Origin of the sequence: Erysipelatoclostridium sp. An15 (assembly GCF_002160675.1) — a bacterium.
In the GTDB taxonomy this organism is placed as follows: domain Bacteria; phylum Bacillota_I; class Bacilli_A; order Erysipelotrichales; family Coprobacillaceae; genus Thomasclavelia; species Thomasclavelia merdavium.
The window spans coordinates 1-21248 of record NZ_NFLA01000049.1 but is presented as its reverse complement, the minus strand read 5'-3'; the positions used below and the strand labels follow the sequence as shown (position 1 = coordinate 21248).

Sequence of the window (21248 nt, the reverse complement as noted above, 5' to 3'; positions counted from 1 at the left end):
GTCCAGACCGCCATGGTTCCGTAGCTCAGTCGGTAGAGCAGAGGACTGAAAATCCTCGTGTCGCTGGTTCGATTCCGGCCGGAACCACCATTTGACTTAACAACTGTAAGGTTGTTTTTTTATTATTTAAAATATAGATCTTAGAAGTAGTTTATATAAATTACTTCTTTTTTTATATAACAGTTGTTAATTGAGCTATTATTAGTTATTTATTAGATAATATCTTTATCAAAACAAACATAAATCATGTATACTATAATTGTTAAATTAATAATTTGTAGAAGGACAGATTTATATGATATTAGATACAGAAAATATTACCAAAGATAGTATCTTTTTAGATAAAGTTAATAACCTTGCAAAAGAGGCTTTTCCACCTGAAGAATATTTAGAACCAGCAAAAATTATCGAGATGGCAAAAGCAGATAATTTTGATTTTTTAGCATTAAAGGATAAAGATACTTTTGTTGGTTTTATGGTCGTTCTTACATATGAAGATTTAGCATATCTTTTCTTTTTAGCAATCGATTCATCTTGTCGTTCAAAAGGGTATAAAAGTCGTGCTATTAAAATTTTAAAAGAAAAATATCCATCAAAGAAACAAGTTGTTGATTTTGAAATGCTTGATAATTTAGCTGATAATAGTATTCAAAGAGAAAAAAGACGTAACTTTTATTTACATAATGGGTATAAAGAAACCGGACCTTTTCTATCATATCTTGGTGTAGATTATGAAGTGTTTTGTATGGATGATAATTTTGAACTAGAGGTTTTTAAAGCGATGATGAAGACAATTCAGGTTAAGGGTTTTGATTCTAAATATTTAAGTAAATCTGATAAGTTTAATGTATAGAAAATTATAATAAGCGTGTAATAAAATTATAAATACAGTTGGATTATTAAGGAAGAATTAACAAGTAATAGAGGCTGATTATTATAGTTATCATTTTACTTTTTATTTGTAATTCTTTTTTATATATAAATATTGTATTTCTATATGATTATGATATACTGATGACTAGATTTAATGAGGTGATTTAATGAAGTATAAAGAGTTTAGAATGTTAATATTCTCAATTATTTTTTTTCTAGCGGTTAGTGGAGCATGTGTATATTTTGCTTTAGATAATAATCGAACAAAAGTTATTATTGGTATTATTTTAGCTTTTACACTATTAATAATTTTAACAACTAAATATAATATGAAAATATTTAATGATTCAACATTGATTTATGAATTTAAAGGAATAGGTATCTTACCTGCATTAATTGAGTATAAAGATATTAAGGGTGTTACTTTGCTTGGAAAGCATAAATTGAAAATCAAACATCGTGGACAGTCAACGCTTTATATTTTAAATGCTGAGGCATTTTATGAAGAATTGATGGAAAATATTAACGAATATAAAAAAGGCGCTATTTAAGAAAGATAGCGCCTTATTAAATTAATAAATTCCTTGAGAAATCATTGCAGCAACAACTTTTTCGAATCCAGCGATATTAGCACCTTTTACTAAATCATATCCTAATCCATATTTTTCAGCAGCTGCTTTTGAGTTATCATGAATATTTTTCATGATTTCTTTTAATTTAGCATCAACTTCTTCTGCAGTCCAGCTATAACGCATTGAGTTTTGAGCCATTTCTAATGCAGATACAGCAACTCCACCAGCGTTAGCAGCTTTTGCAGGTCCTAAAGTTCCACCGTTATTAATGAAGTATTCCATTGCTTCAGGAGTTGTAGGCATATTAGCACCTTCAATAATATATTTAACACCATTAGCAACTAATTGTTTAGCTTCTTCTAATCCGATTTCATTTTGAGTAGCACATGGGAATGCCATATCTACTTTTAATCCCCAAGGTTTTTCACCTGGATGGAATTCGCAACCGAATTTTTCAGCATAATCTTTTAATTTAACATCATTTGATTCACGAATTTTACATAAGAAATCAATTTTTTCATCAGTAGTAATACCTTCTGGATCATAAACATATCCATCACGTCCAGAAATAGAAACTACTTTAGCACCTAATTCACGAGCTTTTAAACAAACTCCCCAAGCAACGTTTCCATATCCAGAACAAGCAATAGTTTTTCCTTCATAACTATCGTTGAAATGTTTTAATACTTCATTTCCATAGTAACAAGCACCAAATCCAGTTGCTTCTGGTCTAATTAAACTTCCTCCATATGGTAATGGTTTACCAGTTAAAACACCATTTTCGAATGCTCCACGGATACGACGATATTGTCCATACATATAACCGATTTCACGAGCACCTGTTCCGATATCTCCTGCAGGCACGTCAACATCTGGACCAATATGACGATATAATTCAGTCATAAAGCTTTGGCAGAAACGCATAATTTCGTTATCTGATTTACCTTGTGGATCAAAATCAGAACCACCTTTACCACCACCGATTGGTAATGTAGTAAGTGAGTTTTTGAAAATTTGTTCAAATCCTAAGAATTTAATAATACCTAAGTTAACACTTGGATGTAATCTTAAACCACCTTTATATGGTCCAATAGCACTTGAGAATTGAACACGATATCCACGGTTAACTTGAACTTGTCCATTATCATCCATCCAAGGAACTTTAAACATAATAGTTCTTTCTGGTTCAACTAATCTTTCTAAAATAGCTTGTTTTTCATATTCAGGATGAGCTTCGATTACTGGTCGTAAGCTTTCTAATACTTCTTCTACAGCTTGGATAAATTCAGGCTGATCAGCATTTTTTGTTTTAACTTCATCTAAAACTCTTGTAATATAATCCATTAAAATTGTCCTCCTTTTTTATCTAATCAATATAATACTATTAATCTAATAATAAATAAACATTTTAAGAAAAATATATTATAGATAGAAAAAATTATTAACATTGATATTAAAATACCGCATTTTTCAAAATAATATGATTATATCGGGAAATTTTTAAATCACAAATTCAAAATGTTATTGTATTTTATAATTTTAATAAAAATTTCTTTTCATTTATAACTTAATATGATAATATTGTATACAATAAGAGGTGATAAAAAATGAAAGCGATAAAAAATTTACAACAATTACATCACCACCATTGGATTACCTAGGGTTATATCTTTTATGATACAACCCATTTTGTGCTAAATATTTTTGGGTGTATCTAATGACAAAATGATTATAGCGAGTCATTAGTAAATGACTCGTTTTTTTGTAAATAAAGGGGGAAATAAAATGGAAGAGTTTAAATATTTAATACCAGAAGAAAGCATTGATGCGATTATTAGCAATGTTGGTAAGTTAAGAGAAATTGAAAATAATCTGCGTACTATCTTTGCTAAAAATAACTATCAAGAAGTATTGATGCCTTCTTTTGAATATGTTGATTTATATACAAAACTAGATTGTGGTTTTGATCAAGAAAAGATGTTTCAATATATTAATCATGAAGGAAAAAATGTGGCAATGCGCTGTGATTTTACTATTCCGTTAGCTCGTTTTTATTCAACAAATAACTTTAATAATGAAGTCGCTCGTTATTGTTATTTTGGCAAAGTGTATCGTAAAGAAATTATGCATAAAGGTCGCTCTAGTGAGTTTTTCCAAGGGGGCGTTGAGTTAATCAATAAACCAGGCATTGCTGGTGATAAAGAATGTTTGACGATGATTTTAGAGTCATTACCACATTTAGGATTAAATAATATATTACTAGAAATTGGTTCGGCTAAATTTTTTAATCGAATTTGTTATTTAGTGGGGGATAAAGCTGATAAATTAACTGAAATTTTAAAATATCGTAATATTAGTGCAATGAAACAGTTTGTAAGTGAAAATGATTTTTCGGATTCATTAAATCAATTATTATTAAAATTACCATTAGCTTTTGGGGATATAAACTTATTAAATAGTGCAATTTGTAATCTTAATGATCCAATATTATTAGAAGCTTTAAATAATTTAAAAGAATTATATGAGGTATTAGATTGTAATGATCAAATTATTTTTGATTTAGGAATGGTACCGGCAATGAAATATTATACTGGGTTAATGATTAAAGGTTACTGTGATAAAAGTGCCCAGCCGATTATTTCTGGTGGTCGTTATGATGATTTATTACCACGTTTTAATAAAAATGTTGGGGCAATTGGTTTTTGTTATCATATGAATCATATTTTAAAAGCATTGGATAAGGAGGGGGAATTCAATGATTAAGATTGCTATTACAAAAGGAAGAATTGAAAAGCAGGTTTGTAAGTTATTACAAGAAGCTAATTATGATATGGAGCCGGTATTTAATAAAGATCGCGAACTTTTAATTAAGACCAAAGATGGCATTGAAATGATTTTTGGTAAGGCTAATGATGTTGTAACATTTTTAGAGCATGGAATTGTTGATGTTGGTTTTGTAGGTAAAGATACTTTAGATGATAGTGATTTTGAAGATTACTATGAATTATTAGATTTAAAAATTGGTAAATGTTACTTTGCAGTTGCCGCCTATCCTGAATATCGAAATAGAAAATATGTCCGTAGAAAAAGAATTGCAAGTAAATATCCTAAAGTCGCTAAAAGTTATTTTGCTAAAAAACAAGAGGATGTTGAAATAATTAAACTAGAGGGTTCAGTAGAATTAGGACCAATCGTCGGAATTAGTGATGCGATAGTTGATATTGTGGAAACTGGATCAACTTTAAAGGCCAATGGATTAGAAGTAATTGAAAAAATTAGTGATATTTCGACTAGAATGATCGTAAATAAAGTAAGTTTAAAATTTAAAAAAGATGAAATTTTTGATTTAGTTAATAAATTAGAAGCAGTAACGGGGGAAGAAAAATGTTAAAAGTAATTGAATACAACGGTAATTTAGAAGCAGTTGCTTTAAAACTTGATAATCGAAAAGAAAATATTAGTAAAGAAGTTAATGATGCGGTAATGAAAATTATTGATGATATTAATAAGCGGGGGAATGAAGCATTATATGAATATTGTTTAAAGTTTGATGGTTATCAAATAAAAGATGAAGCAGATTTAATTGTTAGTGAAGCAGAAAAAGAAATTGCTTTAAAGCAAGTAGATGCTAATTATTTACGAATTCTAGAAAGAACAAAAGAACAGATAATTGAATTTCATAAAAATCAAATTGATAAGTCATGGTCTTTATTTAAAGAAAATGGAGTAATAATGGGGCAAATGGTTCGTCCTATCGAACGAGTTGCTTTATATGTTCCAGGGGGAACTGCTTGTTATCCATCAACGGTATTAATGAATGCTTTACCAGCTAAACTAGCTGGAGTTAAAGATTTAGTAATAATTACACCGGTAAAAGAAGATGGTAAAGTAAATCCAATTATTATAGCAGCTGCAAAAGTTTGTGGCATTGATACGATTTATAAATTTGGAGGAGCTCAAGGTATCGCAGCTATTGCTCATGGCACTCAAACAATAAAAAAAGCTGATAAGATAGTTGGACCAGGAAATATCTATGTTGCTACTGCTAAAAAGTTAAGTTATGGCTTAGTAGATATTGATATGGTAGCTGGACCTAGTGAAGTTTTAGTAATTGCTGATGAAAATGCTAATAGCAAATATATTGCTGCTGATTTAATTAGTCAGGCTGAACATGATAAATTAGCTAGTGCGATGTTAGTAACAACAAGTAAAAGTTTAGTTGATCAAGTTAATCAAGAATTAAAACGTCAGATTGCTTATCTATCACGAAAAGAAATTATTGAAGAATCTTTGGCTAATTATGGTGGGGCGATAATTGTTGATAATATTGATCAGGCTTTTGAAGTTTCTAATTATTTAGCACCTGAACACTTAGAAGTATTAGTTGATAATCCAGTAAATTGTCTTCCTAAAATTAAAAATGCCGGTTCTATCTTTTTAGGTGAATATTCACCAGAACCATTAGGAGACTATATGAGTGGAACTAATCATGTTTTACCTACTGGAGGAACCGCTAAATTTTATTCAGCTTTAGGAGTATACGATTTTGTCAAATATTCATCATATAGTTATTATCCTAAGGATGTTTTAGCTACTTTTAAAGATGATGTTATGGCATTTGCGAAAAGTGAAGGGTTAGATGGACACGCTAATTCAATTGCAGTGCGTTTTGAGGAGGATTACGATGAGAACTAGTAAAATAGAACGTAAAACTTTAGAAACATCTATTTACGTTGACTTAAATCTTGATGGAACTGGAAAAAGTGATATTGATACTGGAATAGGTTTTTTCGACCATATGCTTACATTATTAGCTTTTCATAGTAATTTTGATTTAACGGTTAAGTGCGATGGTGATTTAAAAGTTGATTGCCATCATACTATTGAGGATCTAGGAATTGTTTTAGGAACTTGTTTAAAAGAAGCATTGAATGATAAAAAAGGTATTAAACGATATGGATCTTTTACAATTCCAATGGATGAAACATTAGTAACTACTAATTTAGATATTAGTGGTCGACCTTATTTAGTATTTAATGTTAACTTGACTTGTGAAAGAATTGGAACTTTTGAAACAGAGATGGCAGTTGAATTTTTTAGAGCATTTGCATTTAATTCTTTAATAACTTTGCACATTAATCAACATTACGGTACCAATAATCATCATATTGTTGAGGCGGTTTTTAAAAGCTTAGGTAGAGCTTTAAAAGAAGCTGTTAGTATCGATGAAGCTAATAAAGATAAAATAGTATCTTCAAAAGGCGTTTTATAGGAGGAAAAGACCATGGTTGTTATTATAGATTATAATATTGGTAATTTAAGTAGTGTTATTTCAGCATTAAAAAGAGTTGGCATTGATGCTATTATTTCTCGTGATAAAAAAATAATTGAAAAAGCTAAGGCTATTGTTTTACCAGGAGTTGGTACTTTTCCAGTGGCAATGAATAATTTGAAAAAATATGATTTAATAGATGTTTTAACAAAACAAAAAGAAGCTGGAATACCAATTTTAGGAATATGTTTAGGGATGCAAATTTTATTTGAAAAAGGTTATGAAGTCCAAGAAACACCAGGACTAGGCTTTTTAAAAGGTGAAGTAGTGTATATGGATATTGATGAAAAAGTTCCTCATATGGGATGGAATCAATTACACTTTAATCAAAAACATCCGATTTTAAAATATATTCATGAAAATGATGATGTTTATTTTGTTCATTCATTTATGGCTAAATGTCCTGATGAAGAGTTAGTTGCTTACAGCGATTATGGCAGCACTAATATTACTGCAATTGCTTCAAAAGATAATGTAATTGGATGTCAATTTCATCCAGAAAAAAGTGGAATAGTTGGTAAAAAAATACTCTTAGCGTTTAAGGAGATGATCGAATGTTAATTATTCCAGCAATAGATTTAAAAGATGGACAAGCTGTAAGATTATATAAAGGTGATTATAATCAAAAAACTGTCTACAGTAAAAATCCTGAAGAATTAGCAATAACTTTTGAAAAAATGGGAGCTAAGATCCTTCATGTTGTTGATTTAGATGGAGCAAAAGATGGAAAGTGTGTTAATTTAGAAGCAATCAAGAAAATAAAACAAGCAACTAAAATGGCTATTGAATTAGGCGGTGGAATCAGAAATATGGATACAGTGGATTTGTATCTAGAAGAGATTGGTATTGACCGCGTTATTTTAGGAACTGCAGCAATAAATGATCCTGATTTTTTAAAAATGGCATTAAAGAAATATGGTTCAAAGAAAATTGTTGTTGGCGTTGATGTTAAAGATGGATATGTATCAACTTCAGGCTGGTTAGAAACAAGTAATGTGCCTTATTTGGATTTTATTTTAGAATTAGAAAAAATAGGAATTGAATACATTGTAGTTACAGATATTAGTAAAGATGGTACTTTACAAGGTCCTAATTTTAAAATGTATGAAAAAATTAAAGCGGCAAGCTCAATTAATTTTGTGGTTTCTGGTGGGGTAAAAGACATTGATAATATTGAAGAAACAGCTAAAAATAATTATTATGCTTGTATTGTAGGAAAGGCATATTATGAAGGAAAAGTTGATCTAAAGGAGGCTATTGCATGCTTACAAAAAGAATAATTCCTTGTTTAGATATTAAAAATGGCAAGGTTGTAAAAGGAGTAAATTTTGTTGGATTAAAAGATGTTGGTGATCCTATCGAACTTGCTAAACGTTACGACCAGCAATGTAGTGATGAAGTAGTATTTTTAGATATCACTGCTAGTTATGAACAGCGAGATATTATAAAAGATCTTATTGAACGTGGTGCTAAAGAACTTAGTATTCCACTTGCAGTAGGAGGCGGAATTAGAACTATTGATGATTTTAGGATGATTTTAGCTAGTGGGGCTGATAAAGTATCTGTTAATTCGGCAGCTATTGCTAATCCTGATTTAATTAAAGAAGCTGCTGATGAATTTGGGGTTCAATGTGTTGTCGTTGCTATTGATGCTAAAAAAAGAGCATCAGGAGGATACGATGTTTATGTTAAAGGTGGTCGTGAAAATACTGGAATTGATTTAATTGAATGGGTAAAAAAATGTCAGGAACTTGGAGCTGGTGAAATCTTATTAACTTCAATGGATGCTGATGGTACTAAAGCCGGATATGATATTGATATGATTAACGCTGTTTGTGATGTTGTTGATATCCCAGTTATCGCCAGTGGTGGTTGTGGCAGTATCCAGGATATTGTTGATGTTTTTAAAAAGACTAACTGCGATGCCGCTTTAGTTGCTTCGTTATTTCATTTCGGTGAAGCAACTGTTGAACAGGTTCGTCAAGAATTACGTAAAGAAGGAATTAATGTTAGGAGGGCAATTTAATGAAACCTGATTTTAAAAAGATGGAATTAATTCCAGCAATCGTACAAGATTATCAAACTAATCAAATACTAATGCTTGCCTATGTAAATGAGGAAGCTTATAATAAAATGCTTGAAACTAAGCAAACATATTTTTATTCACGTTCACGTAAACAATTGTGGCATAAAGGAGAAACATCAGGACATTTCCAAAATATAAAAGGAATGTATTTAGACTGTGATTTAGATACTTTATTGATTTTTGTTGAACAAATTGGGGTTGCTTGTCATACTGGGGCTTATTCATGTTTCTTTAATGAAATATTGCCTTTTGATAATACTAATATTTTTAGAAGTTTAGAAAAATTAATTGCTAATCGTAAACAAAATCCAGTTGAAAAATCTTATACTAACTATTTATTGGATCAAGGTGTTGATAAAATATGTAAAAAAGTTGGCGAAGAGGCAAGTGAAACAATTATTGCTGCTAAAAACAATGATAAAGATGAATTGATTGGTGAAATAAGTGATTTGTTTTATCATGTCTTTGTTTTAATGAATAATCAAGGTGTTTCTTTGGATGATGTTGAAAATAAATTGAAAGAACGGCACAAAATTACTGGAAATAAAAAAGAATTTCATACTCGAGGAGAGTATTAAAAGTTTTATTAATTGAATAATTATCCTAAATAGCCAAATTAAAATGGCTATTTTTAATTATATGGAAATTTCGTGTCAATACTACTAGAGTTTGTGGTATAATAACTATTATGTTTTAGGAGGAATTATTATGGAATTATACAACAAAGAAAATTTAAAAGTATTAAAGGATAGCTTGTTAGATGATAGTTATTATATGCCAAAAGGATTATTCCAAAGTAATAAAAATCTTCGTTTAGAAACTAAACTAGCATATGTTGCTATTCTTGATACTTTATTAAAAAAGGCAAATTTTAATCAAGATGGAATTGCTATGTTAAAACGTGACAATCCAATGATTATGGCAACGTTGGAAAAACTTGCTAATAAAGATGTTGATAAAGATAAAATGGAAAAGTATTTTGATGAATTATGTGAAGCTAATTTAATAGAAATTAATAAACAAGATATTTTTGTATATCAAGTTGATTAGTGATGATAAACTATTTAGCTAAAAAATTCATTAATAATTATCAAAATTATGATAATAATAAGGTAAGAGAACAGTATGGGACACTTTGTTCACTAGTTTCTATTGGTTGTAATATAATTCTGGTACTGTTTAAACTTACAATGGGTGGCATTACTAATAGTATTGCCATAATCGCAGATGGATTAAACAATCTATCTGATGTTGGTAGTAATTTAGCTTCACTATTTGGCTTTAAATTAGCAAATAAACATCCTGATGCCGAACATCCTTATGGTCATGGTCGTATTGAATATGTCGCTGGATTAATTATTGCTTTTTTAATTTTATTAGTTGGTTTTCAGTCTTTAAGAGATTCTGTTTTAAAGATCTTTAATCCTGAAAAAGTTGTTTTTACTTATATAGCGGCAATAATATTGGTTGTTTCAATTTTTATTAAATTATACATGGCACATTTTAATAAAATTGTAGCTGGTAAAATAAATTCAACAACTTTACAAGCAGCAAGCCAGGATAGTTTAAATGATTGTTTGACAACGGCAGCTTCTTTAATTGCACTTATTGCTTCAATTTATACTGATTTACCAATTGATGGTATTATTGGTTCACTTGTATCAATTATTGTTTTGAAATCAGGAATTGAGATTTTCAAAGATACTGTTAATCCATTATTAGGAATGGCTCCAGATAAAGAATTAGTAAAAGAGATTGCAGATTATATTTTATCTTATCCTGAAGTTTTAGGAATACATGATTTGATGATGCATGATTATGGACCAGGAAGAAGATTTTTAACTTTACATGCTGAAGTTAATTGCAATGATGATATTATGGCTGTTCATGATGCAATGGACATTATTGAACGAGCAATTCTAGATAAATATCATATTTTAACTACTATTCATATGGATCCAATCGATTCAAATGATGCGTTGACCAATGAATTAAAAGAAATGGTTGCAACGATAGTTAAAGATATTAATCAAGAATATAGTATTCACGATTTTAGAGTAGTAACTGGTCCAACACATACTAACTTAATTTTTGATGTTTTATTACCAATAGATGATCAAGTTGATCATAAATCACTAAAAAAAGAAATTGATCAAAAAATTAAGAATATTAATGAAAATTATTTTACAGTTATGCAAATAGAACATAGCTATATTTAAAAGAGCAGTTCATTTCGAACCGCTCTTTTTTATGCTCTGAAAACTACTTCTTCTTTTTCATACATCATTTTAGCACCAACCATTGCAATTATTACATAGGCAACTGACCAGGCAAAAGTGATATATAAATGAGTGTAATTTAATTGATTAAAGATAATTTCTTTGATAACAATTACTACATTTAAAATTGGAATATTCATCATCGCTGTAGAAACACTGCTTGGTTCTGTATACATTGTAATAACAGATAATAGTACCGGAATCAAAGTTACTGGTGTTAAATATGTATTAGCTTCTTTAATTGATCTAGCATAAGTTGAAACTAATAGCATAACTGCTGATATAAATAAAACGTATAAAATTGCTAATACTGCAATTAATAACATGCTTTGTATTGATATATTGATAGTTAATGGCATTGTTTCACTTAATCCAAATTTAAATGCCAACAATAATCCTACACCAGAGAAAATTGAGGTAATTGTTCCAAAAGTTGCCGTAACAATCAATTTTGCAATTAAAATTGAACTTCTAGAAACCCCAGTAGAAAGAAGTGGTTCTAATGTACCACGTTCTTTTTCACCAGCACCTAAATCAGTTGCAATAGGTGTAATTCCTGAACCTGAATAACCAATAATCATCATAGGAATTAACATTCCTAACATCATTAAAGACACACCATCACTTTCTTGATCTTTTGCATGTTCTTGATAATTGAAAGGCTGCAATAATGTACTTGATAAATTATTAGCTTCTAAATAACTAGCTAAGTAATTATTTTGATAATTACTAAAGATTGTTTGGACTGAGCTAATTGCTGTTAATGCTCGTTGTGATGTCGTATCATAGTATAAATCAATCGTTGGAATTTTATTTTCAAGTAATGCTTGATTGATACCATTAGCACTGATATAGGCTGTTATTTCACCTTCATATGCAGCATTAATAGGGTCATCACTTTTTACTAGTTCATATATACCAGCATTTTCAAATAATTGGACGATTTGTGGTTCGTCACAGTCGAGTACAATTTTATAACGATTATCTTCACTTGGTGCAGCCATATCTGATACTGATGAAAAGATAAAAGTAAATAATAAAGGCATAATTATGATCGGAATAACAAAAGTCATCAAAAGTGTTTTACGATCTCTTAAAATATCTTTAAATTCTTTTTTTACAATCGTCATTATATTATTCATAGTTATTTCCTCCAATGCATTCAATAAATAAATCTTCAAGAGTATCTTTTTGATAATCTTTTTTTAATTGTTCAATTGTTCCACTGGCAACAACCTTACCTTTATGAATAATAATAATACGATCACATAGTTTTTCTGTTTCGTACATATTGTGGCTAGAAAATACAATTGCCTTATTTTCTGACTTACATTTTAAAATAAAGTCGTGAATCAATTTACTAGATAGTACATCAAGACCGGTAGTTGGTTCATCAAAAAGCATTACATCAGGACGATGAACTATACTTCTAGCTAAAGAAACTTTTTGTTTCATACCACGACTATACTTACCAACAGGACGGTCAATATAGTCGCTCATTTCTAAATCACTAGCTATTTGTTCAACTGCTTCTTTAGCTTCTTGATCACTCATTCCATTTAGTTTTGCAAAATAAGTCATGTTTTCACGTCCGGTTAGTCGATCATATAAAGCAACATCGCCACCGAATAAGATTCCAATATGGCCCCTGATTTTATCAGGATGATCAATAATGTTAAATTCATTAATACTTGCTGTTCCACTAGTTGGTTTTAACATTGTGGCAATCATCCTTAATGTTGTAGTTTTACCGGCACCGTTTTCTCCAAGTAAACCAACAATTTCACCCGGATTTACTTCAAAAGAAACGTTTTCTACGGCTGTAATTTTTTTAAATTTTTTGGTCAGATTTTCAACCTTCAACATAGAATTCCCCTCCATATAGTCTTTTGATAACATAATTATATAACTTTTTAATTTTATAAGCGATAAATTAAATCTTATAAGTTATCAAATTAAGAATATTTAAGATTTAATATTTTATTGATTTTCTTCAAATAGAAAAACTTCTTCAATTGTAAGATTAAAAAATTTGGCTATTTTATATGCTAACAAAAGAGATGCTGTATATTTGCCTACCTCAATTGAGGTAATAGTCTGTCGGGTTACCCCGACAGACCTAGCTAGTGCCTCTTGTGAAATATTTTGTTGTTTACGTAGTTCTTTAACTCTGTTTTTCAATATTATCACCTGCTTTGCAAAGCTCGCTTTACATTTTTAGTATAGTTTACTTTGCATTGAAAGTCAATAACCACAAATTATTTTGGATATTTAATCGCATTTTTTTCTAATTTATTTTCAATAATTGTTTTAATATCAAGATTTAATGAGTAAGCTAATTGAAAACAATAAATTAATACATCAGCTAATTCATCGCTGACATTATCAATATTTAAATTACTATCCCATTGAATACATTCAAGTAATTCACTAGCTTCAATAACTATACTTTTGATTAGACTATCAGGATAATCTAATTGATCCCAATTTCTCTCCTTAACAAATTTAATGATTTTATTTTCTAATTCTTCCATTTTATTTCCCTTCCTTTGTATTAATTATATCTATAATATATCAGGTTTCAATAAATCATAGCAAAAAAGTAGGAAATATTTTAAAAATCACTTGACTTTCATAGATGATTTAGCTAATATATTGCCAACGACGTTGAAAAGAAGAGTAGTTTATATTAGCTTGATAGAGAGTTCTTGGCTGGTGGAAAAGAATAAGCGAGGATAAATGAAGATGGTCTTGGAGTCTTATAGGCGATATTTAGTCTATAACGGGAGCGCCCGTTATTGCGCTAGAGTATGATGGTACTCGATGAGGTTATTATTGTAAGATAATAATAAATTAAGGTGGTAACACGGGTGATGCTCGTCCTTAGATAGGACGGGTTTTTTTATTTTTTAGGAGGGTAAAATGATTGAAATAAAAAATGTAAGTAAAACTTTTAATTTAAAAAACAAAAGTGTTCAAGCTGTTAATGATGTTTCATTGACGATTGATACAGGTGATATTTATGGCATTATTGGTTTTAGCGGGGCAGGGAAATCAACATTGTTAAGGATGATTAATCAATTAGAAGTACAAGATGAAGGTGAAATTTTAATTGATGGTCAAGATATAAAAAAACTTTCAAAACAAGAGTTAAGAAAATTACGAACTAAAATTGGAATGATTTTTCAGCATTTTAATTTACTATGGTCAAAGACTGTTAGTCAAAATATTGAATTAGCTTTACAAATAGCAGGGCATAAAAATAAATTGACACGACAACAAAAAGTTCAGGAGTTAATATCTTTAGTTGGTTTAATTGGAAGAGAAAATGCTTATCCTAGTGAATTGTCAGGTGGTCAAAAACAACGTGTGGCAATAGCTAGAGCGCTAGCTAATGATCCTAAAGTGTTGTTATGTGATGAGGCAACAAGTGCTTTAGATCCACAAACGACAAGTGCGATTTTGGATTTATTATTAAAAATAAATCGAGAGTTAAATATTACGATTATAATGATCAGTCATCAAATGGAAGTTGTACAAAAGATTTGTAATCAAATTGCTATTATGGCTGATGGCAGAGTAATTGAACAAGGTTTGGTAGAAGATATTTTTAGAAATCCTAAACATGAGATTACTAAAAGTTTTATATATAAAAGTAATGGTGATTTTGATGAAAAGATGTTAAAAGAAATTTACTCGAAGGGACAATTGATTAAAGTAACATTTAATGATCAGGTTAGTCGTTTACCTATTTTGACTAAAGTAATTCGAAACTGTGATGCTGATTTGAATGTTATTGAAGCTAATTTAAGCAATACTCTTTCTAGTTCTTTTGGGGTGATGGTTCTTGAAGTAATCGGTGATTATAAAGAAGTAGTAGATTTATTTATTCAATATAAAGCACAGGTGGAGGTAATATAATGCAAGCTTTTTTAGAAAATATTGATTTTAATCAAATGTTCGAAGCATTAATGGAAACATTATTTATGACTGGGGTTTCATTAATTGTTGCAGTTATTATTGGTTTGATTTTAGGAATTTTAATTTATTTGACCCAGGATGATGGTTTATATCCACATTTATTTGTTAATAAAATTTTAAATTGGATAGTTAATATATTACGAGCAATACCATTTATTATTTTATTAATTTTATTGATTCCTTTTACAAAAGCATTAGTTGGGACGATGTTAGGGGCCAAAGCAGCTTTACCATCATTAATTTTATCTAGTGCACCATTTTATGGAAGAATGGTTATGATTGCTTTAAATGAAGTTGATAAAGGGACTATTGAAGCTAGTAAAGCAATGGGAGCTACTAATTTACAAATTGTTATGAAAATTTTAATTCCAGAAGCTAAACCCGCATTGATTTCTTCAATTTCAGTGATGGGAATTTCACTAGTTGGTTATACAGCGATGGCTGGAGCAATTGGTGCAGGCGGGCTTGGTAATTTAGCTTATTTATATGGTTTTGTAAGACAAAATAATTATGTAACATACATGGCTACGGCATTAATTTTGGTTATTGTTTTTATTATTCAATTTGCTGGTGATTATGTGGTTAGAAAAATAGATAGAAGATAGGAGAAAAAAGATGAAAAAGATAATGTTAGTAATTTGTTTATTTTTAGGTTTTAGTTTGACGGGATGTCAAAGTAGTGATGATGCTAATACTTTAACAGTTGCTGCTACTTCTAAACCTCATGGGGACATTTTAGAAGAAGCTAAAGACATTTTAAAGAAAGATTATGATATTGATTTAAAAATTGAAATTCTAGATGATTATTATATTTTTAATAGGTCATTAGATAATGGTGATGTAGATGCCAATTATTTTCAGCACTTACCTTTTTTTGAAGATGATGTAGAAAAAAATGGTTATGATATTGTTAATGCTGGTGGTATTCATATTGAACCGTTTGGTTTTTATTCTAAGAAAATTGATGATATTAGCGAGTTAAAGAAAAATGATGTAGTTATTATTTCTAATTCAGTTGCTGATCATGGTCGTATTTTATCAATATTAGATACAGCAGGAATTATAGAGTTGGATGATAATGTAAAAATTCAAGAAGCAACGATTGAAGATATTGTGGCAAATCCACTAAATTTAAAATTTGAAGAAATTAAACCGGAAATGTTAACGACTGCTTATCAAAATAATGAAGGGGCTATGGTTGCAATCAATGGAAATTATGCAATTGATGCTAATTTAAATCCAACTAAAGATGCGCTTCTTTTAGAAAGTGCCAACGAAAACAATCCTTATGTAAATATCATTGCTTGTAAAGATGAAAATGATGAAAGAGTAAAAGCATTAGTTGCTGTTTTAAAATCAGATCAAATTAAAAAATTTATCAATGATACATATCAAGATGGTTCTGTTATTCCGGTAGTATAGTTATTAAGGTAGAAATTTCTACCTTTTTTATTTGCTAGTTGTTTTTATGATATCGATATTTTATAATTCTATATGGAATCGAGGAAATTATGGAAATAAGTTTTTTTGAAAAAATAGTCAAAATACTAAATTTAGGTCAGTTAACATCTTCACCTCAAAAATTAACAGGTGGTTTGACCCATCAAATGTATGCAATAACAACTGACAAAAATAAATATGCCATTAAGATATTAAACCCAGAAATTATGAAAAGACCAATAGCTATGTCTAATTTCAACCGGGCTCAACAATTAGAATTGATTTTACAAGAACATGGATTGCCAATTATTTCGACATTAATTTTTAATCAAAAGAAAATGCAAAAAATAGATGATATTTATTTCTATGTTTATGATTATTATCAAGGAAAAAGTTTAAAACAGGAACAAATTGATAAGGTTCATTGTCAAAAAATAAGCAGTTTATTAGCAAAGATTCATCAAATTGAAATAAAAAAGCAAAGATATTTAAAAGAACCCGTAAATATTGATTGGAATTATTATTTAAGAAAAATAGAACATCAAGAAATTTATGACTTATTAGAAAAAAATGTTTTATTACTTGATGAATTATTAAAAAAAGCTAATCAGGCAATTGATAAAATTCCTCCTGTTTTAACAATTTGTCATCGTGATATGGACAGTAAAAATGTTTTATGGCTAGATGATGAATGTCGTATTATCGATTTAGAATGTCTAGATTATGATAGTCCATTTTTAGAGGTCTATGAATTGGCATTAAGTTATAGTGGTTATCAAGAGGGCAAGATTGATTATGAATTATTTAAAGCTTTTATGTTATCTTATTTTGAAAATGGTGGGTTTAAGATTTTAAACTGGCAAGATATACATGATTGTAATTTAGGAATGTTTGAATGGTTAGTTTTTAATTTAAATCGATTAATAACTAATGATGATGTTGATATTGCATTTGAACAAGTTATTTTGACTATTAAGCAAATTAGATATTATAATGAGATAAAAGATAAATTAATGGAAATAATTAAAGAAATTTAGGAGGAAAAAATGAAACGTAAATTTTTCTTTTTTGATATTGATGGAACTTTAGCTGTAGGACAACCAGGAAAACAATATATTCCTGATTCAACTAAAGAAGCAATTGAAAAATTAAAACAAGCTGGTCACTTTGTCGCTATTGCTACTGGACGTAGCTATGCAATGGCTGTTGATCATATGAAAGAATTAGGCTTTAAAAATATGGTAAGTGATGGTGGCAATGGGATTACTATTGATGAAAAATTAATTGAAATCAAACCATTAGATTATCAAAAATGTTTGAATTTAATTGATGAGTGTATCGAACAAAATTATATATGGGCTTTTTCGCCTGATAACACTCAAAGAAGATTAGCGCCTGATAATCGTTTTTATGATTTTACTCATGATATTTATATGAAAACTGAAGTGCAAGAAGGTTTGAATCCAAGAAATTTTGATCAGATTTATAAAGTATATGTTGCTTGTTTTGCGCCTGAAGAAGAAAAATTAGAAAGTTTAAAACAATTACCATGGTGTCGGTTTCACAAAGAGTATATTTTTGTAGAACCTGGAGATAAATCAGTAGGAATTAAAGCTATGGTTGATTATTTTAATGGTGATTATAGTGATGTTGTTGTTTTTGGTGATGAAAAAAATGATTTGAGTATGTTTCAAGATGAATGGACTAGCATTGCTATGGGAAATGCTATTGATGAGTTGAAAGCTAAAGCTACTTATGTAACTGATGCTTGTGATCAAGATGGAATTTATAATGCTTGTAAACATTTTAAATGGATTGATTAACAATGAGTAATAGTCGTTTATTTGAAATTTTATATTATCTTTTAGAACATAAACAAACAACGGCTGATACATTAGCAAACTATTTTGAAGTTTCTAAGCGAACAATATATCGTGATATTCAACGATTAATGATGATGAATTTTCCTATTTATTGTAAAAATGGTTATGATGGTGGTATATATATTGATAATGATTTTGTTTTAGACCGGACATTTTTTACTGATGATGAAAGAATAGAGATTTTAGCAGCATTACAGGAATTTGATTATCTAAAAGGAGAAAATAGCCAGTTAATTAATAAGATGGCAGCTATCTTTAATTTAAATGTTATTGATTGGATTGAAGTAGATTTAAACTCATGGTATCAAAATAATGATTTGAATAAGAAATTTAATGATTTAAAAAGAGCGATTATAACTAATCATGAAATTGTAATTAATTATATTAATTCTAGTGGTCAAAAGTCTAATCGGGTAGTATGGCCGTATAAATTATTTTTTAAAAGTGGTACCTGGTATTTATTAGCTTACTGTTTAAATAAAAAAGAAAATCGTATTTTTAGATTGTCTCGAATTCTTAAACTGGAGATTACAGATAAAACTTTTGCTTATAAAAATATTGATTTAAGTAAATATAAAAATAATTTAATTACTGATACTAAAAAGGAAATAGAAGTGACTTTACAATTTGATCATCAAATTGCAAGTGTAGTTTATGATGAATTTAATCACAGTGATATAATAGAAAAGCAAAATGGTGATCTTGTTGTCACAATGAAAGTGTCTAATACATATTGGTTAATGAGTTTTATTTTATCTTTTGGCTCTAAAATAAAAATATTAAAACCAGATTTTTTAAAAGAACAATTAATAACAGAGATGAAGAAAATGATGGAAATATATCAATGAACCTGACAGAGGATGTCAGGTTTGTTTTGTTATAATATTAGTGAAAATAAAATTATTTAAAGGAGCAATTAAGATGAAAAAATTAGATTATAAAAAAGAATATCGAGATTTATATTTACCAAAAAGAAAGCCGATGCTTATTGATGTTCCTAAGATAAGTTATGTTACTGTCGATGGAAAAGGCAATCCTAATAACAGTGTCGAATATCAAGAAGCGCTTGAATTATTATATGGTATTTCGTTTACAATAAAAATGTCAAAGATGACAGAAGATAAAATACCGGGATATTTTGAATATGTTGTTCCACCATTAGAAGGATTATGGTGGTGTGAAGATGGAACAATAAATATGCAAAATATTGATAAGGATCAATTTTGTTGGAAATCAATGATTCGTTTACCAGAGTTTGTCGATGAAAAAGTATTTAATCATGCTAAAAAATTGTTAAAAAATAAAAAGCCAGCAATAAACATTGATAAAGTAAAATATGAGGTAATAAAAGAAGGAAAATGTGTTCAAATTATGCATATAGGCAGTTATGATGAAGAACAAGTGTCAATTGATAAAATAGATGCTTTTTTAAAAGCAAATAATTTAAAAGTTGATTTTAATGAACAACGAAAACATCATGAAATATATTTGAGTGATCCGCGTCGTTGTAAAAAAGAAAACTTAAAGACAGTAATTCGAATACCAGTGAAATAATCTAATTATTTACTAATTAAAAAACCAGTGTTAAACTAATAATGTTTAATGGAGGGATAAAATGAAGATTGCAGTATATAATTATCGTGAATTTGATGAGGGAGCATATTTTGAAAAATTTTCTAAAATTTATAATGTAGAGATTGTCAGAATCGATGATGCGCCTGATTTACAAAATGCTAATTTAGCTAAAGGTTGCTTTGGTGTTAGTGTAATTACAACAGCAATAACAAAAGATATTATTCAAACATGGTCTCATCTTGGGATAAAACATATTTCAACTAGAACAATTGGTTACGATCATATTGATCTTGAATCTGCAAAAGATTTAGGAATGACTGTTAGTAATGTTACATATTCAACAGCTAGTGTTGCTAATTATACCGTTATGTTGATTTTAATGGCTCTTAGAAAAATGAAAATGGTTATGCGACGTGCTGTTGGATTTGACTATTCTTTGGAAAATAGTATAGGAATGGAATTAGAAAATAAAACTGTTGGTGTTGTTGGAACTGGAGCTATTGGACAAAAAGTAATTCAGAATTTAAGTGGTTTTGGTTGTAAAATAATTGCTACTGATCCATTTATAAAAAAAGAAGTTACTAAATATGCTCAATATGTATCGTTAGAAAAACTAATCAAAGAAAGTGATATCATTACATTTCATGTACCTGCTTTAAAAGATACATATCATATTGTTCGTCAAGAAACAATTGATCAAATGAAAGATGGTGTAATCTTAGTTAATACTGCGCGTGGCAGCGTGATAAATACAACTGATTTAATAAAAAATTTAGAGAATGGAAAAATAGGTGCTTGTGCTTTAGATGTAATTGAAAATGAATTAGGTTTATATTATCAAGATTATAAATATCAAGTAATTGGAAATCATGAATTATCAATTTTAAGAGATATGCCTAATGTTTTATTAACGCCACATTTAGCTTTTTATACAGAACAAGCAGTTAGTGATATGGTGGAGAATTCAATTGCTAGTATTGTTGCTAGTTTCAATGGTGAAGAAAATAAATTTAAAATTTGCTAAAAGAGAATTAAATATTATATTTTGCTCAAACTAAATTGGGTGATATAAATGAGACAACAAAATAATTTAAATAAAGAAAAAAAATCTGCTTACGATAACCAATGGGTTAGTAATCAAAAAAGTTATTCTGATAAACACTCTCATCATGAAAAAACAAACGGAAAGTAATTGCCAAAAGAAACTGATTTTTCAGTTTCTTTTTT

General features: G+C 28.9%; 25 protein-coding genes, 1 tRNA gene and 1 other annotated feature. Of the genes, 21 read left to right on the top strand and 5 right to left on the bottom strand.

Annotated features, from left to right (window positions below; translation table 11 throughout):
- The first annotated feature begins 14 nt into the window (after positions 1 to 14).
- The 3 genes from B5E92_RS12625 to B5E92_RS12615 all read left to right on the top strand — a co-directional run bounded on the left by B5E92_RS12625 (position 15) and on the right by B5E92_RS12615 (position 1424).
- Positions 15 to 90 (top strand) — tRNA-Phe (locus B5E92_RS12625).
- 205 nt (positions 91 to 295) lie between these two features.
- A complete protein-coding gene (locus tag B5E92_RS12620; RefSeq protein WP_087302756.1) occupies positions 296 to 853 on the top strand; it encodes a GNAT family N-acetyltransferase in 558 nt (185 codons plus the stop codon).
- 187 nt (positions 854 to 1040) lie between these two features.
- Positions 1041 to 1424: a hypothetical protein gene (locus B5E92_RS12615; protein ID WP_087302754.1), complete on the top strand. Its 384-nt coding sequence runs from the start codon at positions 1041 to 1043 to the stop codon at positions 1422 to 1424.
- Between the two features lie 21 nt (positions 1425 to 1445).
- Here B5E92_RS12615 and gdhA read toward each other — a convergent pair whose 3' ends face one another.
- Positions 1446 to 2789 (bottom strand): NADP-specific glutamate dehydrogenase, encoded by a 1344-nt coding sequence (gene gdhA, locus B5E92_RS12610; protein ID WP_087302752.1) that lies wholly within the window; start codon positions 2787 to 2789, stop codon positions 1446 to 1448.
- A gap of 441 nt (positions 2790 to 3230) precedes the next feature.
- On the opposite strand from gdhA, the gene B5E92_RS12605 reads away from it, so the two are divergent.
- From B5E92_RS12605 to B5E92_RS12560, 10 genes are all read left to right on the top strand, one after another.
- Positions 3231 to 4208 (top strand): ATP phosphoribosyltransferase regulatory subunit, encoded by a 978-nt coding sequence (locus B5E92_RS12605; protein WP_239404241.1) that lies wholly within the window; start codon positions 3231 to 3233, stop codon positions 4206 to 4208.
- Positions 4201 to 4836, top strand: a complete 636-nt coding sequence (gene hisG, locus B5E92_RS12600) for an ATP phosphoribosyltransferase (protein ID WP_087302748.1) — start codon at positions 4201 to 4203, stop codon at positions 4834 to 4836. Before B5E92_RS12605 ends, hisG begins: the two co-directional genes overlap by 8 nt.
- Positions 4830 to 6140: a histidinol dehydrogenase gene (gene hisD / locus B5E92_RS12595; RefSeq protein WP_087302746.1), complete on the top strand. Its 1311-nt coding sequence runs from the start codon at positions 4830 to 4832 to the stop codon at positions 6138 to 6140. The genes hisG and hisD overlap by 7 nt, the downstream gene beginning before the upstream one ends.
- On the top strand, positions 6130 to 6717 hold the full coding sequence (hisB, locus tag B5E92_RS12590) for an imidazoleglycerol-phosphate dehydratase HisB (protein WP_087302744.1): 588 nt from the start codon (positions 6130 to 6132) through the stop codon (positions 6715 to 6717). The genes hisD and hisB overlap by 11 nt, the downstream gene beginning before the upstream one ends.
- Before the next feature lie 12 nt (positions 6718 to 6729).
- On the top strand, positions 6730 to 7338 hold the full coding sequence (gene hisH, locus B5E92_RS12585) for an imidazole glycerol phosphate synthase subunit HisH (protein ID WP_087302742.1): 609 nt from the start codon (positions 6730 to 6732) through the stop codon (positions 7336 to 7338).
- Positions 7332 to 8057 carry a 1-(5-phosphoribosyl)-5-[(5-phosphoribosylamino)methylideneamino]imidazole-4-carboxamide isomerase gene (gene hisA, locus B5E92_RS12580; protein WP_087302740.1) on the top strand — a complete coding sequence of 242 codons (726 nt, stop codon included), beginning with the start codon at positions 7332 to 7334 and terminating at the stop codon, positions 8055 to 8057. The genes hisH and hisA overlap by 7 nt, the downstream gene beginning before the upstream one ends.
- Complete coding sequence (gene hisF, locus B5E92_RS12575) at positions 8039 to 8803, top strand: imidazole glycerol phosphate synthase subunit HisF (protein WP_087302738.1); 765 nt, start codon at positions 8039 to 8041, stop codon at positions 8801 to 8803. The genes hisA and hisF overlap by 19 nt, the downstream gene beginning before the upstream one ends.
- Entirely contained in the window at positions 8803 to 9441 is a 639-nt protein-coding gene (gene hisIE, locus B5E92_RS12570) for a bifunctional phosphoribosyl-AMP cyclohydrolase/phosphoribosyl-ATP diphosphatase HisIE (RefSeq protein ID WP_087302736.1), read from the top strand. The genes hisF and hisIE overlap by 1 nt, the downstream gene beginning before the upstream one ends.
- Positions 9442 to 9571: 130 nt before the next feature.
- Entirely contained in the window at positions 9572 to 9913 is a 342-nt protein-coding gene (locus tag B5E92_RS12565; RefSeq protein WP_087302734.1) for a hypothetical protein, read from the top strand.
- Positions 9914 to 9915: 2 nt separating this feature from the next.
- The gene (locus B5E92_RS12560; protein ID WP_087302732.1) at positions 9916 to 11082 is read left to right on the top strand and encodes a cation diffusion facilitator family transporter; all 1167 of its coding nucleotides are present in this window, start codon (positions 9916 to 9918) and stop codon (positions 11080 to 11082) included.
- A gap of 29 nt (positions 11083 to 11111) precedes the next feature.
- On the opposite strand, the gene B5E92_RS12555 is transcribed toward B5E92_RS12560, so the two are convergent.
- From B5E92_RS12555 to B5E92_RS12540, 4 genes are all read right to left on the bottom strand, one after another.
- Complete coding sequence (locus tag B5E92_RS12555) at positions 11112 to 12284, bottom strand: ABC transporter permease (RefSeq protein ID WP_087302730.1); 1173 nt, start codon at positions 12282 to 12284, stop codon at positions 11112 to 11114.
- On the bottom strand, positions 12277 to 13008 hold the full coding sequence (locus tag B5E92_RS12550; protein WP_087302728.1) for an ATP-binding cassette domain-containing protein: 732 nt from the start codon (positions 13006 to 13008) through the stop codon (positions 12277 to 12279). The genes B5E92_RS12555 and B5E92_RS12550 overlap by 8 nt, the downstream gene beginning before the upstream one ends.
- Before the next feature lie 114 nt (positions 13009 to 13122).
- Positions 13123 to 13323, bottom strand: coding sequence for a helix-turn-helix transcriptional regulator (locus B5E92_RS12545; RefSeq protein ID WP_087302726.1), 201 nt, complete (start codon positions 13321 to 13323; stop codon positions 13123 to 13125).
- A gap of 77 nt (positions 13324 to 13400) precedes the next feature.
- A complete protein-coding gene (locus B5E92_RS12540; RefSeq protein WP_087302724.1) occupies positions 13401 to 13676 on the bottom strand; it encodes a nucleotide pyrophosphohydrolase in 276 nt (91 codons plus the stop codon).
- Positions 13677 to 13800: 124 nt separating this feature from the next.
- Positions 13801 to 14030, top strand: a binding site (T-box leader).
- Between the two features lie 34 nt (positions 14031 to 14064).
- Between B5E92_RS12540 and B5E92_RS12535 the strand changes: the two genes are divergently transcribed.
- From B5E92_RS12535 to B5E92_RS12500, 8 genes are all read left to right on the top strand, one after another.
- Positions 14065 to 15063, top strand: coding sequence for a methionine ABC transporter ATP-binding protein (locus B5E92_RS12535; RefSeq protein ID WP_087302722.1), 999 nt, complete (start codon positions 14065 to 14067; stop codon positions 15061 to 15063).
- Positions 15063 to 15728, top strand: coding sequence for a methionine ABC transporter permease (locus tag B5E92_RS12530; RefSeq protein WP_087302720.1), 666 nt, complete (start codon positions 15063 to 15065; stop codon positions 15726 to 15728). Before B5E92_RS12535 ends, B5E92_RS12530 begins: the two co-directional genes overlap by 1 nt.
- A gap of 10 nt (positions 15729 to 15738) precedes the next feature.
- On the top strand, positions 15739 to 16545 hold the full coding sequence (locus B5E92_RS12525) for a MetQ/NlpA family ABC transporter substrate-binding protein (RefSeq protein ID WP_087302718.1): 807 nt from the start codon (positions 15739 to 15741) through the stop codon (positions 16543 to 16545).
- Between the two features lie 89 nt (positions 16546 to 16634).
- Positions 16635 to 17600, top strand: a complete 966-nt coding sequence (locus B5E92_RS12520) for a phosphotransferase (RefSeq protein ID WP_087302716.1) — start codon at positions 16635 to 16637, stop codon at positions 17598 to 17600.
- 9 nt (positions 17601 to 17609) lie between these two features.
- A complete protein-coding gene (locus tag B5E92_RS12515; RefSeq protein WP_087302714.1) occupies positions 17610 to 18386 on the top strand; it encodes an HAD-IIB family hydrolase in 777 nt (258 codons plus the stop codon).
- 2 nt (positions 18387 to 18388) lie between these two features.
- Positions 18389 to 19294, top strand: a complete 906-nt coding sequence (locus tag B5E92_RS12510) for a YafY family protein (RefSeq protein ID WP_087302712.1) — start codon at positions 18389 to 18391, stop codon at positions 19292 to 19294.
- A gap of 73 nt (positions 19295 to 19367) precedes the next feature.
- The gene (locus B5E92_RS12505; RefSeq protein ID WP_087302710.1) at positions 19368 to 20000 is read left to right on the top strand and encodes a GyrI-like domain-containing protein; all 633 of its coding nucleotides are present in this window, start codon (positions 19368 to 19370) and stop codon (positions 19998 to 20000) included.
- Positions 20001 to 20061: 61 nt separating this feature from the next.
- The gene (locus B5E92_RS12500; RefSeq protein WP_087302708.1) at positions 20062 to 21045 is read left to right on the top strand and encodes a D-isomer specific 2-hydroxyacid dehydrogenase family protein; all 984 of its coding nucleotides are present in this window, start codon (positions 20062 to 20064) and stop codon (positions 21043 to 21045) included.
- The last annotated feature ends 203 nt before the right edge of the window (positions 21046 to 21248 follow it).

What these genes read in the sequence shown, in the direction of transcription:
- B5E92_RS12620 (WP_087302756.1), top strand. Translation starts at nt 296, where the DNA reads ATGATATTAGATACAGAAAATATTACCAAAGATAGTATCTTTTTAGAT.
- B5E92_RS12615 (WP_087302754.1), top strand. Translation starts at nt 1,041, where the DNA reads ATGAAGTATAAAGAGTTTAGAATGTTAATATTCTCAATTATTTTTTTT.
- gdhA (WP_087302752.1), bottom strand. Translation starts at nt 2,789, where the DNA reads ATGGATTATATTACAAGAGTTTTAGATGAAGTTAAAACAAAAAATGCT.
- B5E92_RS12605 (WP_239404241.1), top strand. Translation starts at nt 3,231, where the DNA reads ATGGAAGAGTTTAAATATTTAATACCAGAAGAAAGCATTGATGCGATT.
- hisG (WP_087302748.1), top strand. Translation starts at nt 4,201, where the DNA reads ATGATTAAGATTGCTATTACAAAAGGAAGAATTGAAAAGCAGGTTTGT.
- hisD (WP_087302746.1), top strand. Translation starts at nt 4,830, where the DNA reads ATGTTAAAAGTAATTGAATACAACGGTAATTTAGAAGCAGTTGCTTTA.
- hisB (WP_087302744.1), top strand. Translation starts at nt 6,130, where the DNA reads ATGAGAACTAGTAAAATAGAACGTAAAACTTTAGAAACATCTATTTAC.
- hisH (WP_087302742.1), top strand. Translation starts at nt 6,730, where the DNA reads ATGGTTGTTATTATAGATTATAATATTGGTAATTTAAGTAGTGTTATT.
- hisA (WP_087302740.1), top strand. Translation starts at nt 7,332, where the DNA reads ATGTTAATTATTCCAGCAATAGATTTAAAAGATGGACAAGCTGTAAGA.
- hisF (WP_087302738.1), top strand. Translation starts at nt 8,039, where the DNA reads ATGCTTACAAAAAGAATAATTCCTTGTTTAGATATTAAAAATGGCAAG.
- hisIE (WP_087302736.1), top strand. Translation starts at nt 8,803, where the DNA reads ATGAAACCTGATTTTAAAAAGATGGAATTAATTCCAGCAATCGTACAA.
- B5E92_RS12565 (WP_087302734.1), top strand. Translation starts at nt 9,572, where the DNA reads ATGGAATTATACAACAAAGAAAATTTAAAAGTATTAAAGGATAGCTTG.
- B5E92_RS12560 (WP_087302732.1), top strand. Translation starts at nt 9,916, where the DNA reads ATGATAAACTATTTAGCTAAAAAATTCATTAATAATTATCAAAATTAT.
- B5E92_RS12555 (WP_087302730.1), bottom strand. Translation starts at nt 12,284, where the DNA reads ATGAATAATATAATGACGATTGTAAAAAAAGAATTTAAAGATATTTTA.
- B5E92_RS12550 (WP_087302728.1), bottom strand. Translation starts at nt 13,008, where the DNA reads ATGTTGAAGGTTGAAAATCTGACCAAAAAATTTAAAAAAATTACAGCC.
- B5E92_RS12540 (WP_087302724.1), bottom strand. Translation starts at nt 13,676, where the DNA reads ATGGAAGAATTAGAAAATAAAATCATTAAATTTGTTAAGGAGAGAAAT.
- B5E92_RS12535 (WP_087302722.1), top strand. Translation starts at nt 14,065, where the DNA reads ATGATTGAAATAAAAAATGTAAGTAAAACTTTTAATTTAAAAAACAAA.
- B5E92_RS12530 (WP_087302720.1), top strand. Translation starts at nt 15,063, where the DNA reads ATGCAAGCTTTTTTAGAAAATATTGATTTTAATCAAATGTTCGAAGCA.
- B5E92_RS12525 (WP_087302718.1), top strand. Translation starts at nt 15,739, where the DNA reads ATGAAAAAGATAATGTTAGTAATTTGTTTATTTTTAGGTTTTAGTTTG.
- B5E92_RS12520 (WP_087302716.1), top strand. Translation starts at nt 16,635, where the DNA reads ATGGAAATAAGTTTTTTTGAAAAAATAGTCAAAATACTAAATTTAGGT.
- B5E92_RS12515 (WP_087302714.1), top strand. Translation starts at nt 17,610, where the DNA reads ATGAAACGTAAATTTTTCTTTTTTGATATTGATGGAACTTTAGCTGTA.
- B5E92_RS12510 (WP_087302712.1), top strand. Translation starts at nt 18,389, where the DNA reads ATGAGTAATAGTCGTTTATTTGAAATTTTATATTATCTTTTAGAACAT.
- B5E92_RS12505 (WP_087302710.1), top strand. Translation starts at nt 19,368, where the DNA reads ATGAAAAAATTAGATTATAAAAAAGAATATCGAGATTTATATTTACCA.
- B5E92_RS12500 (WP_087302708.1), top strand. Translation starts at nt 20,062, where the DNA reads ATGAAGATTGCAGTATATAATTATCGTGAATTTGATGAGGGAGCATAT.